This is a genomic window from Amycolatopsis sp. NPDC114484 (assembly GCF_055633755.1).
Map to the genome: position 1 here is coordinate 299,116 of NZ_JBVKDQ010000001.1, position 14,308 is coordinate 313,423.

Annotated in this window: 14 protein-coding genes; 2 read left to right on the plus strand and 12 right to left on the minus strand. The window is 69.3% G+C overall.

Features of this window, described 5'->3' with window-relative positions; genetic code table 11:
* Positions 1-3: 3 nt before the first annotated feature.
* The 12 genes from ACZ7SW_RS01505 to ACZ7SW_RS01560 all read right to left on the minus strand — a co-directional run bounded on the left by ACZ7SW_RS01505 (position 4) and on the right by ACZ7SW_RS01560 (position 9,769).
* Positions 4-960 (minus strand): glycoside hydrolase family 76 protein, encoded by a 957-nt coding sequence (locus ACZ7SW_RS01505; RefSeq protein ID WP_470229220.1) that lies wholly within the window; start codon positions 958-960, stop codon positions 4-6.
* A gap of 640 nt (positions 961-1,600) precedes the next feature.
* Positions 1,601-2,260 (minus strand): TrmH family RNA methyltransferase, encoded by a 660-nt coding sequence (locus ACZ7SW_RS01510; RefSeq protein ID WP_470228475.1) that lies wholly within the window; start codon positions 2,258-2,260, stop codon positions 1,601-1,603.
* Between the two features lie 16 nt (positions 2,261-2,276).
* Positions 2,277-2,675: a DUF2784 domain-containing protein gene (locus ACZ7SW_RS01515; protein WP_470228476.1), complete on the minus strand. Its 399-nt coding sequence runs from the start codon at positions 2,673-2,675 to the stop codon at positions 2,277-2,279.
* 300 nt (positions 2,676-2,975) lie between these two features.
* On the minus strand, positions 2,976-3,233 hold the full coding sequence (locus ACZ7SW_RS01520; RefSeq protein WP_470228477.1) for a hypothetical protein: 258 nt from the start codon (positions 3,231-3,233) through the stop codon (positions 2,976-2,978).
* Between the two features lie 48 nt (positions 3,234-3,281).
* A complete protein-coding gene (locus ACZ7SW_RS01525) occupies positions 3,282-3,584 on the minus strand; it encodes a hypothetical protein (protein WP_470228478.1) in 303 nt (100 codons plus the stop codon).
* Complete coding sequence (locus ACZ7SW_RS01530; protein WP_470228479.1) at positions 3,581-3,943, minus strand: Asp23/Gls24 family envelope stress response protein; 363 nt, start codon at positions 3,941-3,943, stop codon at positions 3,581-3,583. Before ACZ7SW_RS01530 ends, ACZ7SW_RS01525 begins: the two co-directional genes overlap by 4 nt.
* Positions 3,940-4,497 carry an Asp23/Gls24 family envelope stress response protein gene (locus tag ACZ7SW_RS01535; protein ID WP_470228480.1) on the minus strand — a complete coding sequence of 186 codons (558 nt, stop codon included), beginning with the start codon at positions 4,495-4,497 and terminating at the stop codon, positions 3,940-3,942. The genes ACZ7SW_RS01530 and ACZ7SW_RS01535 overlap by 4 nt, the downstream gene beginning before the upstream one ends.
* Positions 4,488-5,042, minus strand: a complete 555-nt coding sequence (locus ACZ7SW_RS01540; RefSeq protein WP_470228481.1) for an RNA polymerase sigma factor — start codon at positions 5,040-5,042, stop codon at positions 4,488-4,490. The genes ACZ7SW_RS01535 and ACZ7SW_RS01540 overlap by 10 nt, the downstream gene beginning before the upstream one ends.
* A gap of 92 nt (positions 5,043-5,134) precedes the next feature.
* Positions 5,135-5,698, minus strand: coding sequence for an orotate phosphoribosyltransferase (gene pyrE, locus ACZ7SW_RS01545; RefSeq protein ID WP_470228482.1), 564 nt, complete (start codon positions 5,696-5,698; stop codon positions 5,135-5,137).
* A 40-nt stretch (positions 5,699-5,738) separates the two neighbouring features.
* Entirely contained in the window at positions 5,739-8,177 is a 2,439-nt protein-coding gene (locus tag ACZ7SW_RS01550; protein WP_470228483.1) for an ABC transporter permease, read from the minus strand.
* Positions 8,177-8,923, minus strand: coding sequence for an ABC transporter ATP-binding protein (locus ACZ7SW_RS01555; RefSeq protein WP_470228484.1), 747 nt, complete (start codon positions 8,921-8,923; stop codon positions 8,177-8,179). The genes ACZ7SW_RS01550 and ACZ7SW_RS01555 overlap by 1 nt, the downstream gene beginning before the upstream one ends.
* 78 nt (positions 8,924-9,001) lie before the next feature.
* On the minus strand, positions 9,002-9,769 hold the full coding sequence (locus ACZ7SW_RS01560; protein ID WP_470228485.1) for an SDR family NAD(P)-dependent oxidoreductase: 768 nt from the start codon (positions 9,767-9,769) through the stop codon (positions 9,002-9,004).
* 61 nt (positions 9,770-9,830) lie between these two features.
* Between ACZ7SW_RS01560 and ACZ7SW_RS01565 the strand changes: the two genes are divergently transcribed.
* Together ACZ7SW_RS01565 and ACZ7SW_RS01570 are read left to right on the plus strand one after the other, a co-directional pair.
* A complete protein-coding gene (locus ACZ7SW_RS01565) occupies positions 9,831-10,700 on the plus strand; it encodes a hypothetical protein (RefSeq protein WP_470228486.1) in 870 nt (289 codons plus the stop codon).
* A 240-nt stretch (positions 10,701-10,940) separates the two neighbouring features.
* On the plus strand, positions 10,941-14,138 hold the full coding sequence (locus ACZ7SW_RS01570) for an arabinosyltransferase domain-containing protein (protein WP_470228487.1): 3,198 nt from the start codon (positions 10,941-10,943) through the stop codon (positions 14,136-14,138).
* Positions 14,139-14,308: the final 170 nt, after the last annotated feature.

The window sequence follows — 14,308 nt, forward strand, 5'->3', positions numbered from 1 at the left end:
GGTTCAGAGGGTCGCCGCCGCTTCCAGCAACATCCATCCTCCAATTTGGACAGACAAGTCCTTTTCTGCCTTTCCTGGCGGGTTCGGCGCTGGCCTAGCCCACTCGGCGCTGAACAACGGTCCGGTTTTCTCTTGTGCTGCACCGTTCCAGCAGGCTTCCGCCGACTTCTGGACTAGCTGCTTTGCCGTCTCTGCTTCTGTTCGCGGCAGCTTCTTCGCCGCGAGTGCTAGGTAGCGAGCCAAAATCGCGGAGAAGAGCCCGCCGTCGCCACCCTCCGAACCGGGGAGGATGCCGCCGGGCGCTACGTGCTTTTCCACCGCTCGGATGGTGCGCACCGCTTCGTCCCAACATTCCTGCTCAAGGCATGCGCCGAGGTAAACCCCTTGGCAGTACGAGAAAATATGCTTGACTAGTTCGCCGGTGTCCGCCCGTATCCCATCCCAGACGAGGCCGGTTTCGGGGTCTACCAACGTGTCGGTGAGCCATCGCGTCATCGCGCGGGCGCGGTCTTGATCACCCACACGAGCGTGAAAGATAGCAGCCGGGCCGTTTGCCGGGGTATTCTTGAAGGAGTCGCCCCGCCGCCACCAGATTCCCCCGCCAAGGTCTTCTGTCCAGCCTTCGTGCAGCCGTTTGTCGATGGCCTCGATCGCTTCGTCCACTGCAGATTTGTCCACTGTGGATAGTTCGAGTCGGCGTACTCGTTGCAACGCGAGCCCTAGCCAGGCGATGTCGTCGTAGTAGTCGTTGACCCAGGACCCGAAGTTGCGCCGGTGCACCGTCGTGACGAACCGCCCGATCAGCCGCGCCCGGTCGTCGGTTGGTTCACGCAGCTGCGCGTCGACGAGGCTGTCCAGGAGATGGGCCTGCCACCAGTAGTTCCAGTGCCAGTGGAACCGCTGCCCCAAGGTAGGCGGCCAACCACTGCGGCCGAGGGTGGTGCCGGGGAGAGCCCACAGCCGGCGGAGGTGCCTGGCACAGACGGCATGTTCGGCTGCTGCGGCTCGCTCGGCCGCTGCAGTTCGCTCGGTTGCCGCCGTTCGCTCAGCTGCCGCCGCACGCTCGGCCGCCGCAGTACGCTCGCCCGCCGCAGCGCGTTCGGCTCCCGCAGCAGCACGCTCGGCCGCCGCAGTTTGCTCCGCCGCAGCTCGCTCTGCAGGATCTGTTGTGCGGCTGGCAGGGACTGCCGCGCCGTTCGCGGGGTTGGCCGCGCTTGCGGCAGCGTCAGTCGCATCGTCGCGCGCAGGATCGGCGGGCTCGGGCGGATCGGCTGTCATAGGCCGATTCTGCCTGCGCTGCGGACAACGCGCCTCTCCGCGACATTTGCCGACCGCCGAACAACCCGGGGAGATCCGCGCCTCCGCCGAACCGTCTGACCAGCCACCGCCCGTTGCCAGCCACCGCCCGTTGCCAACCATTGCCGCGCCGACCACTCAAGCCCGGCAGCCGGAATGGAGCGCTCCGCCAGCATGCGCCCGGACTGCTTGGCGCGAGTTCAGGCTAACCGCGAGGCCAGAGCCAAGCCTGGGTTCTCATGCGTGCTTATCCCGGCTCGAACCGGCATGAACACTCACGGCTAACCCGTCCGCGAGGCGGGAGTCACCAGGCTTTGGAAAGGTCCGCGTGCTGCCGAACCCACGCGTGCATCACGATCCCCGCCGCGACGCCCGCGTTGATGGATCTCGTCGTGCCGAACTGGGCGATGGATACCACTTTCGCTGAGTCCGTCTGGGCGGCTTCGGACAGGCCGGGGCCTTCCTGTCCGAACAGCAGCAGGCACTTGCGCGGCAGCTCGGCGGTTTCCACCGGCTCGGCGCCGGGAGTGTTGTCGACGGCCACCACCGTCAAAGCCTCGGCGGTGGCGAATTCCAGCAGACTCGCGACGTCCTCGTGGTGGCGGAGGTGCTGATAGCGGTCCGTCACCATCGCGCCTCGGCGGTTCCAGCGGCGGCGGCCGACGATGTGCACCTCCGCGGCGGCGAAGGCGTTCGCGGTACGGACGACCGTGCCGATGTTGTGGTCGTGCTGGAAGTTCTCGATCGCGACGTGGAACGGGTGCCGTCGGGTGTCCACATCGGACACGATCGCTTCGCGGCGCCAGTAGCGGTAGGCGTCGACCACGTTGCGGCGGTCGCCGTTGGTCAGGAGTTCGGGGTCGTAGCGCGGGTCGGTTGGCCAGGTGCCCGGCCACGGACCGACGCCGACCTCCTCGCGGTTCACCCACTCGGTGGGGCCCGCTTCGGGTTGTTCCGTCGTCACGAAGGACGATTCTCGCTCAGCCGAGGCTGACGCCGTGCGCCGGACTGTCGTCGTGGCGGTGTCGCCAGCGCAGATACGCCCCGAGATACGAGATGACCAGCACCGCCAGCGCCACGACGACCACCACCGGCAGCAGCGAGCGCGGGAGCACCGTCCCGTAGAGGTAATACGCGTTGAACCCGCCGGGCAGGTCTCCGAGACCCTGCTGATGCCGGAAGAAATCCTCCAGTGCGGTGAGCGGGCACGGAATCGGCGTGACATTGACCAGCACGCCCCACACCGCGAAGAAAATGTGCCCGAAAATCACTTTCGGCCACCGCCAGGCAAGGAATCCGCCGAAACCGATGAAGAGCAGGGCGAGGATGTGCACCGCCACGGTGACATCGGCCAGCACGTGCGCGACCGTCGTGTCCACCTTCGCCCCCTTCCAGTGCACCTACCAGCGACGCTACTCCGATTACCTGCCCAGGGAGCGGGAAATCGGGGGACCTCGTGTGATGTTCGACCCACCGGAGCAACGAGTTCACCCGGCAGGTAACGGAGGGATCACTCCGGGTAGGAGAGCTGGCCCAACCCCCACCACGAGCGACCCGACGTAGGGAAAATGACTCCGTTCCGGGCACTCCGAGAGAGCGCGAATCGGCGGAGAAAGCGGGCGAAAACGCGGTTGACAAACGCGGAAGAAGGACGGGGCCGCGGGAAGCTCAGGGAACGGTTAGCCGGTGCCACCGGAGCCCGGCCAGAGGGTGACCGAGTTGAGCTTGAGGTCGTCGGGAAGCAGGCTCGTGCCGTCCGCCGTCGTCCAGACGACCTCGGAGTCCGGATAAAGGGTTACCTCGAAGGTCACGTCAGCGGGGTGCGCGAACTCGATCGAGAGCACGTCATCAACGCTGAGAATGACCTCGTCGCCATAGGGCTCGACATTCCAGCTGCGGGGCTTCTCGTCCTTGTTGGTGACCTGGATCCGAATCACGCGCCCCCCTGGCTCGAAGACCACGATACCGGGCCAGGCAGGCAGCGTTCAGCCAGTGAACGCCGCCCCGTCGATGTCCGTCACCACCAAGCGGATCCGCGCTTCCGCCCACTCCGTGCCCTCGAGCAGCTCGCGCACCCGCGTCTCGGCGGCCGACAGCAAGGGCGGCAGCGGCAATCGCAGCGCCACCACCCGCACCTCCACTGACTCCGAGGTCAGATCCACCGAACCACCAGCGGGATCGGTCGGCAGCCAGCTGATCTCCGCGGCCACGCTCGTCGCGGGACGAAGGCCCTCGACAGCGGACAGGGCGTCGGCGAGTCTCCCGGCCAGCGAACGCGGATCGGTCACTGCCGCCCCACTTCGATGTCCAAAATGGACACTCGGACGGCGTCCACTGAACGACCGGTCTGGGCTATGACTTCCCGGGACACCGCCAGCTGCACAGCGCGGCCCACGGCGGCGGCTTGGTCCGCCCCCGAGATGATGACGTCGACCTCGACGGTCAGGCGGTCCTCGTGGACGCGGACCCGGACGCCGTCCGCCGGAGCCGGTTCCAGGCCCTTCCACCGCTGCCGGGCGGCGCGGGTCCAGGCGGTCGCCAAACCGCGCAGGCCGGGTTCCAAGCGCACGACTCCGGCGGTTTCGGCGGCCGCCCGGGCGGCGACACTCGCGATCACCGGAGCGGCGATCACGTATTCGGCGGTCATTCCCCGTCCTCGTACACGTCTTCCACCAGTAGATCCAGGCTTACCAACGAAATACCCACTCGCGAGGTCGCGGCGGCCGACACCAGTTCTCGTACGCGGGCCAACGTGTCAGCGCCGCTGGTGTTCCCCAGGCGCGTCGTGAGGGTGAGTTCGACCTCGACCTGCGCCGCGCCAGAGGGATCGACGCCGACCTTTCGCACCCGTACGCGGCGAGCGCGGACATTGCCAGCCGAGTCGGCGGCGTAGCGGAGCACGACCGCGACGGCTTGCTCGCTCACTTCGACGGCACCCGGTTCCGCCGCTGGCAGGTCCAGCATCTGACCGCGACGCACCTCGGCGCGGACGGCCGACATGATCCGTCCTACCAGGTCCGGCGGGGTCGGGTCGGGCTCCTCGATCAGCTCCCGCGTCGCCGCGCGCAGGGCCAGCAGGCTTTCCCGCGCGGTACGGCAGTGGACGCAGTCGTGCTGGTGCTCGTCGACCTCGTCCAGGTTCTCCCAGACCGTCTCCAGTTCCCGGCCGCACGGCAATCCGTAGTCCTGGTTCACCTCCATGGCTTCATCACCTCCGCCAGCTGCGCACGGGCCCGGGCGATCCGGCCCCGGACCGCGGTGGGGTTCGCGCCGACGATCTCGCTGATCTCGTCGTACGACCGTCCGTGCACCTCGCGCAACAGCCAGCACGCGCGCTGCTGCGGCGTCAGTGTCTGAAGCGCGTCGTCGAGCGCCGCGAGCTGGCCGCTGACCTGCGCCGCGTGCTCGGGCTGAGTGTCGCGGCGCGGCGATTCGGCCAGGTCGAGGTCGACGTCGGCCTGCGGGCGGCGCGCCCGGATCACGTTGAGGCAGCGGTTGGTCGTTCCGCGGTACAGCCAGCCGACGAACGCCTTGTCGTCGTTCAACTGCGCCAGCTTCCGCCACGCGCCGAGGAACGCTTCTTGCACAACGTCCTCGGCGTCGCCGCGGTGGCGCAGCATTTTCAGGGCGAGCCGAAACATCGGGCCCTGATAACGCAGCACGAGCTGTTCGTACGCGCGCACGTCGCCGTCTCGCGCACGGCCGACGAGGGTGGCGTCGTCGAGCGGGACACTGGTCGTGGTCACGGCACCCCCTTCCGTCAGGGGGACACCGCGGAGCGGGCATTCGTCACGCACGCATTGTGAGTGACAGTGCTCACTCTCGCTCGGTTGAAGCCTCAGTTGAGCCCGAGGTCGTCCTTGCCCAGCAGGTACCGGTACTCGAGGCCGGCCTTCTCGATGGCCTCCCGCGCGCCGGTGTCGCGGTCGACGACCGTCGCGACGCCGACCACGGTGGCCCCGCCTTCGCGCAGCGCCTCGACCGCGGTGAGCACGCTGCCGCCGGTGGTGGAGGTGTCCTCGACGGCCAGCACCCGCTGCCCGCGCACCTCCACGCCCTCGATCCGGCGCTGCATCCCGTGTTCCTTGATCGCCTTGCGGACCACGAACGCGTCGAGCACGACGCCCTCGGCCGCGGCGGAGTGCAGCATCGCCAGCGCCACCGGGTCCGCGCCGAGGGTGAGCCCGCCCACCGCGACGTAGTCCCAGTCAGCGGTGAGCTGCCGCAGGAGCTTGCCGATCAGCGGGGCGGCCGCGTGCTGCAGCGTCGCCCGCCGGAGGTCGACGTAGTAGTCGGCTTCCTTGCCCGAGGCCAAGGTGACCTTGCCGTGCACGACGGCCAGTTCGCCGACCAGCCTGGCCAGTTCGAGCTTCGCAGTTTGATCCAACCCGGGGTACGCCACGGCCGAGAGTCTTACACACGCCACCGACAACTTCCGCGCGTCACTCCCCGGTCGCGACGGCTGTCACCGGACGCGTCCGGGTCGCCACCCAAGCCGGCAGGACAGCGGCGACCAAGGCGAGCGCGATCGCGGTCGCGATGATCACCAGGTAGATCGACAGCGGCCCGTCCGGCAGCACCCGTCCGGTCGCCACGAGGCAGAACGGCACGATCGCGCCCGCCGACACCACGGTGCCCAGCAGGATTCCGATCGCCGCGATCAGGCCGCCTTCGCCCGCGGCCATCCGCAGCACCTGGCCGCGGGTGAAACCGCCGAGCCGCTGCAGGCCGAATTCCCGCCGCCGGCCCGAAGTGGCCATGACCAAGGTATTCACCACGGAGATCACCGTGTAGCCGACGATCATGCCGACCAGCAGGTAGTTCACCCACGCGCCGGTCTCGTCGCTCTTGGCGCTCGCGGCGGCCAGCGTGCTCCGGTCGCCGACGGACACCGGGAGACCGGCGGTCGCGGCGGTCAGGCTCTGGGTCAGCCGGGCCTGGTCGACGCCGGGGGCGGCGCGGACGAGCACCTGCCGGGGGAGACCGGCGGCGGTGTGCGCGGCGAGCAGGTCGGCGGGCAGGAGAAGCTGTTCGGCACCGTCTCGCTGACGCACGATCGCGACGACGCGAAGGGTCCGGTCGGTCCCGTCGCCGAGACGGAGCGTGACGGAATCGCCGACGGATCGGGAGACTTCGGCGGCGTCGGGCAACGCGACCGTGTCGCCTTTGAGGTCGGCGAGATCGCCTTGCACGACCGTGGCCGCGTTGGTCGTCGCGTCGGTGAGACCGAGCGCCGGGTAGCCCTTCTTGGTCTGGTTCTCGTCGAACGGCGCGGTGATGAACGCGCGGCTGGTGACGTACGACGAGACCGCCGCGACGCCGTCCGCGTGCCGGACGCGGTCGAGAGCCTCGGGAGAAATTCCGGTGGGGCCCGCGACGACCGCGTCGGCGCGGAGGTCTTCGGCGAAGGCCTGCGCGGAAGCGGCGGTGGTCGTGGTCTGCAGGTAGATGTTGGCGGTCGCGATGCCGACGGCGAGCATGATCGGCGTGACCGCGCCGGCCACCCGGGTGGCCGCGTTGCGCGTGTTCGCGATCGCCAGCCAGCCGGTGACGCCGCTGAACAGGCGCATCGGGCCCTGCAACAGGATCGCGGTCAGCTTCGTGACGCCCGGGCTGATCATCGCGACGCCGATCGCCCACAGCATCACCGCCGGACCCGCGGTGCTCGCCGCGATGGGTCCCGTCATCACCGCGAGCGTGACGATGCCCAGCGCGGTACCGCCGCCGAAGCACAGGATGGCCACGATCAGCCGCAGCGGAGTCAGCCAGCGGCGCGGGACGGACGCCTCCGCGAGCGCTTCGGTCGGCCGGATGCGGCCGACCCGGAATCCGGCTACCAGCGCGGAAATCCCGACGGCGAGCAGCGTCGCACCCGCCGCGATGAGCATCGGGATCCAGCCCTGATGGAACTGCACGGCGGGCGAGATGAACCCGCCCGACGTGAATTGCCCGAACAGCCACCGGCCGAAAACCGGACCCAGCGCGGCCGCGACTCCGGTGGCGAGCACGCCGATGACCAGTGCCTCGCCGAGAACCATGCGACGCAACTGCCGCGGCGTCGTGCCGATCGCGCGCAGCAGAGCCAATTCCCGCTGCCGCTGCCGTACCGACAGCATCAGCGTGCTCGCGATGACGAACACCGCGACCGAAATGGACAGTCCGCCCGCGACGCCGGAGAGCGGGATCAACCGACCGCCGCTCGCCTGCGCCTCCGGGAATTCGGCGAGTCCGCGCTCATCCCCAGTCAGCACGGAAACACCTGAACCGAGCCGCAAAGCCGCCGGATTGTCAGTGACGACACCGAAATAGTCGACCTCGCCGGGGTGCCCGGAGAACTGGTCGGCGACCGCGTCGGCGAAGAAGACGTCCGCCCGGTCGCTGGTCCGAGCGACGCGGTAGTGGCGAATCGCCCCCTGCACGGCGAGGTCGACGGTCGTTCCGGCCGACACTCCGCTAGCGGCGGGCAGCACCACTTCGTCGGCCCGCGGCGCGGGGCCGGGAAGCCGAGCCGACTCCCATCCGTGTGCAGTCAGCGGCTGCTTCCCCAGCGATACCGGGAAATTCACCTCACCGACCACAGTGGACACTCCGGGCGTCGCACGGATCTTCTCCGCGAGCGCGCTGTCCAGCCGGACCCGCTCCGAAAGCGCGACCGACTGCGTCTTAGGCTTGTCGGAACGCTTCTGCAGCTCGAAATCCTGTTGTCCGGCAACGACAGCCGACGCCCAGGCCAGCCGGTGCGGCGGCGTCGCGGAGCGGATCCCGGTCTCCATCAGACCGGCGCAGGCGGACACGATCACCGCGCCGAGGAACGCGGCCACGAACGCGGCGACGAACCCGCCAGTGCGGAAACGCAAGGTGCGCAAGGCAAGACTGAACATCAGAAGCCACCCACCGGCATCCGGTCGGCCCAGGCGCCGAGGTGGGTCATGCGTTCCGCGACCGCCGTCGCGGTCGGCCGGTGCAGCTCGCCGGCCACGCGACCGTCGGCGAGGAAGACAACCCGGTCGGCATAGGAGGCCGCGACAGGATCGTGCGTCACCATCACGACGGTCAGCCCGCCGCGCACCGATTCCGACAGCAGGCCAAGGATTTCGCCCGCGGTACGGGTGTCGAGCGCGCCGGTCGGCTCGTCGGCGAACAGCACCGCCGGACGGCTGACCAGCGCGCGAGCGATCGCCACCCGCTGCTGCTGGCCGCCGGAAAGCTGACCCGGCAGGTGCTTGCGCCGGTCGCTCAGCCCGACGTGCCCGAGCATCTCGGCGACGCGGCCGCGGTCCGCGCGGCGCCCGGCCAGCCGCAGCGGCAGCACGACGTTCTGCTCGACAGTCAGCGCGGGCAGCAGGTTGAACGCCTGGAAGACGAACCCGATCTTGTCCCGGCGCAGCTTCGTCAGCTGGGTTTCGGAGAGTTTGCCCAGTTCCTGATCGTCGAGCAGCACCGAACCGCTGGTCGGCCGGTCGAGTCCGGCCGCGCAGTGCAGGAACGTGCTCTTGCCCGAGCCCGACGGGCCCATCACCGCGGTGAAGCCGCCGCGCGGGAACGACAGGCTCACCCCGTCCAGTGCCGTGACCCGGCCGTATTCCTTGCGGACGGATTCGAGCCGCACCGCTTCCCCAGTCGCCATGGGGAAAACGCTATCGGCCTACGGGGGAAAACACCCTGGGGCAAGCTCTCCGGGACGGGGTGGGGCTGGCCCTACCCCTCAGGTGCGGCGACGGTTGCCGAACCCGCCGGCGAGCTTGCGCAGCACCGGCCTCGGCAGCAGTCCGCCGATCCCGACCAGAGCCTTGTACTGCAGGCTCGGCACCGAAATCACCTTGCCGCGGCGCAGGTCAGCGAGGGCCTCGTCGACGACCTGGGCCACGTCGAGCCAGAGGGCTTTCGGCCCCTCCCGCCGCAGACCGGCGCGCTCGTGGAACTCGGTGTAGGTGAAGCCGGGGCACAGCGCCATCATCCGCACGCCCTTCGGCAGCGACATCGCGATGCCCTCGGTGAACGACGTGACCCAGTTCTTGCTGGCGGTATACGTCGAGCCGCGCCCAGAAAAGAACCCAGCGACACTGCTGACATTAATTACCGCACCTTGCTCGCGCTCGACCATGCCCGGCAGCGCCGCCCGGGTCAGCTGCAGCACGGCGGTCACGTTCACGTCGAGCTGGCGCTGCAGATCCTCGGCCGGGATCTCCCAGAACTCGCCGCTCAGCCCGAAACCGGCGTTGTTGACCAGCAGGTCGACCGGCTGGGTTTCGAGCAGTTCCGCGACCCGCTCGCGGCCGTCCACTTCGGACAGATCGGCGGACAGCACGGCGACCTCGACGCCGTGCCGCGCGCGCAGCTGCTCGGCCAGCGCGTTCAGCCGTTCCTCATCCCTCGCGACCAGGACGAGGTCGTGTTTCTCGGCGGCGAGCCGGCGCGCGAATTCCGCACCGATGCCCGCGGTGGCTCCGGTGATGACAGATGTGGTGGTCATGTGGGTGAAGCTACCCGTTTTTCAGCTGCGTTCGCCCTGGTGGCGCAGTATGGTCCGGCGCATGGGCAAGCACACCAAGCGGACGCCCGGATATCTGCCCCGGATGGCCGCCGGTGCGGCGCCCCTCGCTCTGTTGCTCGCCGGCCCGGCTGCGGCGCTGGCGGACACCCCGCGCGGGGAACTGCCGCTCGACCTTCACCAGCACAGTTCCTCCAGTGACCTTCAAGGCACCCGTGACGAGACGATCGCCACGCACGACCTGCCGGTGTCCGCCGCGTCGAACCTGCACCAGACGCTCGACCCGAACGCCGCGGGCCAGTCCCAGACCCACGACCTGCGTCTCGGCGAGCCGGGCCGCGCGCTCACCGGCAACGACCTCGGCGTGCACCACACGCGGCCCTTCGACGGGGCGCACGTAGCCGGTCTGGACCAGTCGATGCGGCACGGCGTCCAGCTGCCCCACGGCGTCGACGCGCTCTCCAGCAGCAAGACCGGCGCCGAGACCGGGCTGGCCGGCCGGTTCTCCGGCGATCTGATGAGCGGCACCCGCGTCGAACGCACCTCCGCGGACGCCGTCGACCTCGGCCCGGCGGGCTCGGTGGTCGCGAACTCGGACGAAAGCGTGCTCGGCCAGTTCACCGGCAAGCTCGACGTGACGCGGCTGGAGTCGACCGAGCGGCACAGTGTGTCCGGCGACCTCGGCCCGGTTCACACGCTGGCCGCGACAAGCCAGTCGACCGCCGAGCGCACGGACCGGTTCCACGGGGAACTGTCGGCCGCGGACATCGCGGCGGCGCGGGCGAGCACCTCTTCTACCCTGGGTGTTCCGGTTACCCGGAGCCAGCACGTGGGCGCCGAGGTGCTGGGAAATCCGGTCATCGACAACGGATGGACAGTTTCCGGGCCGCCGTTCACTTTCTCGCCCGGCTGAGTTCATCGACTCGCCGAGTCCGCTTTCGGCAACCGAGTCCGGACCGTTTCCGGATCGTGAAACCGGCCCGCGGACTCGTGGCCCTGACCTGCTCGATGTCACCCGTTCGCCGTAAGCAAGGCCGGGTTTCCTTTACCCACCGTGGTTATTTTCGGCGGGAATCCCGTCTCGACCAGGTGGGGCCGCCCCCGGGAGAGTCCCCAGCGGGAGGCCCGCATCCGCTTGGATAGCCTGCGGGGCGTGGTCGACCTCGAATCCGTTGCCGCCGAATCGGCGTCTCCGACAGCTATCGGCAAGAGCCAAGCCGGGCGTCGGGCGCGGTTGCTCGCTGCGGTTTTCGGAATCGCCGGCGCGATCCTCGCGATCGCGGTCCCGTTCCTGCCCGTCACGCTCGAACAAACCACCCTCGACTGGCCGACCGCCCAGGGCACCAGAGCCGTGACCGCCCCGCTGACCGCGCAGGCGCCGATCTCGCTCGACGCGAAGGTCCCGTGCACGACCGCGCGGGCGCTCGACGCGCGCACCGACGGCAGCGCCGTGCTGTTCAGCACCAACCCGCCGAACTCCGGCATCGGCGTCGTCACCGGGATGGCCCTGCAGGTCGGAAACGGCCAGCTCACGCTCTCCTCACAGGGCCAGCAGCTCGGCTCGGCCCCGGTCGGCGAGGGCGATTGCACGATCACCGTGCACACCGACGCGAAGCGCACCACGGCGTCCGTCGGCGGGGACCGGATCGCCGACGTCACCGACGACCACCGACCGCAGGTCACCGGTTTCTACTCGGACCTCACCAACTCAGACGACACGCACGGCCTCTCGGTCTCCGCGCAGGTCGACAACCGCTGGGCCAGCACCGCGACCGGCATCAAGCTGGCCGCCATCGTGCTGTCGGTGCTCTGCTTCATCGGCGCGGTGCTCGCGCTGTACCGCCTGGACCGGCTCTCCGGCCGACGCGCGCCCCGGCTGGCCGCGCGCGGCTGGTGGAAGCTGAAATTCCTCGACATAGCCGTGCTCGGCACGCTCGTCGTCTGGTGGCTGATCGGCGCGATGACCGCCGACGACGGCTACTTCACGACCATGGCGCGCGTCCGCGGCGACGCCGGCTACATCGGCGAGTACTACCGATGGTTCGCCGCGCCGGACGCGCCGATGGCGTGGTTCGTCGATGTCTACGCGGCGATGGCCAAGGTCAGTTCGCTCACGCCGTGGATGCGGCTGCCGTCGCTGTTGATGGGTGTCGCCTGCTGGATGCTGATCAGCCGCGGCGTGCTGCCGCGGCTCGGCAGGCAGGTGCGGATCAGCAGTGCGGCCGGTTGGGCGGCGGGCGCGGTCTTCCTCGCCTTCTGGCTGCCCTACGACAACGGCCTGCGCCCGGAAAACCTGGTCGCGCTGCTGTCGCTGATCTCGATCTGCTGTGTCGAACGCGCGGTGGCGACCCGGCGGCTGGGCCCGGCGGCGATCGGGCTGACCGTCGCGGCGCTGTGTGTCTCGGTCAACCCGCACGGGCTGATGGCCGTGCTGCCGTTCGTGGTCGGGCTGAAGCCGCTGGCGAAGATCGTGCTGCGGCACGCCCGCCAGTTCGGCTGGGTGCCGGTGCTCGCGCCGATCGCCGCCGCCGGGCTGGTGATCCTCGCACTGATCTTCTGCGACCAGACCCTGCGCGGCGCACTGGAATCGGTGCGGCTGCGGTCCTCGCTCGGGCCGACCGGTTCCTGGTACGACGAGCTCGACCGGTACTCGATGCTGTTCAGCAACGGCCCGGACGGCTCCATGACGCGCCGGTTCCCGGTGCTGTTGATCTTCCTGTGCCTGGCGACCTGCGCGGTCGTGCTGCTGCGGCGCGGGAACATCCGCGGCGCCGCGCTCGGTCCGAGCCGTCGGCTGCTCGGCATCAGCGCACTGTCCTTTGTGGTCTTGGCAGTGGCTCCGACCAAGCACACGCACCACTTCGGCATGCTGGTCGCGGTCGGCGGTCCGCTCGCCGCGCTCACCGCGTTGTCGACGAGTACGACCGTGTTGCTGTCGCGCCGCAACCGCGCGGCGTTCTTCGCCGGGCTGATGGTGATCGTCGCGCTGGCCTCCACCGGGCCGAACGCCTGGTGGTACGTCTCGGCCTGGGGCGTGCCGTGGTTCGACCTGCCTCCGCAGGTATTCGGCATCAAGCTGAGCACGATGGCGCTCGTGGCGGCGGCGGTCGCGCTGGCGATCGCGGCGATCGAGCACATGAAGCACAACGAGCACGAACCGTTCGTCCCGCCCGCGCCGGTGGCGAAGTCCGACCTGGAAAACCGCGGCCGGGCGCTGCGGCTCGGGCTCGCGCCGCTGTCGACGGTGTGCGCGATTCTGGTGCTGTTCGAGATCGGCAGCATCGCGAAGGGCATCCAAAAGCGCTGGGACACCTACAACATGGGGGCCGACAACATCCGCCAGCTGGCCGGGCAAAGCTGCGGACTGTCCGACTACATCAAGGTCGAGCGCGACCCGAAGGCCGGACTGCTGGAAGCCGAGCCGCAACAGCCGCAGAACGCCGCACCCGGCTGGGCAGTGCCCGCCGGCGCCGATCGCGGGACCACCCCGAAGGACTGGCTGACCAGCATCCAGAAGGGCTTCGTCACCAACGGCGGACTGCCGACCGAGAACGCCGACAGCTGGAACCCGCCGTACCAGTTCGGCAAGGGCAACGCACCGATCTGGGGCAGCTACCACAAGTCCGGCGACGGTGCGGGCGACCTGCGCACCCAGTGGTACTCGATCCCGGAACGGGCCCGCGACGGCTCGGTGCCGATCGTGGTCGCCCTCGCGGGCAAGGCCGACGACCCGAACTCGCTGACCGCCGAATTCGGCAAGAACACCCCCGCCGGGTTCCAGGTGCTCAGCCGCGAGCAACTCGACGCGAAGAAGAAGGACACCAACTGGCGCGACGCGCGGGTCAGCGTCCCCGAGGGCGCCGACCAGGTGCGAATCGTGGCGAAGGGCCGCGGCCTCGGCAGCGACGGCTGGGTCGCGTTCAGCGCACCGCGGGCACCGAAGATCGCGAAAATGACCGAGGTCGTCGGGCAGGACCCGGTGTTCCTGGAATGGGCCGCCGCCGCGCAGCACCCGTGCCTGCGCCCGTCGTCGATCCACAACGGAATCGCCGAGGTGCCGAAATACCGGATCAGCGCGGGCGACGATCTGCGCACAGTCGGCAAGTACTGGTCCTCACCGGCGGGCGGCGGGTCGTTCGTGTGGATGAACGTGGCCACCCAGATGCAGGCGCTGCCGACGTATTTGGAAGGCGACGTCGACCGGGACTGGGGCACGTTGTACGAGGTGACCCCCGAGGTCTCGAACGCGCTTCCGGCTTCAGCAGCACTGCATCAGCAGTCGGTGACGCACTCCGGAATCTGGTCGCCAGGCCCCCTAGCCAAACCCGCCAACCCAACCGGCGAGTCATAAGTCCGTGAGGGGAACCCTGACGGACGCAGATTCCCCCAGGGTTCCCCTCACGGACTTATAACCGGCACCAGCGCACCCAACGAAACCAAGCAGCCAGCCCCCACCCCGCACCCCGATACGAAGCCTCCCAGCACAATCAGCTTCGGGGTGCCCCGCGCACGATCGAGGCG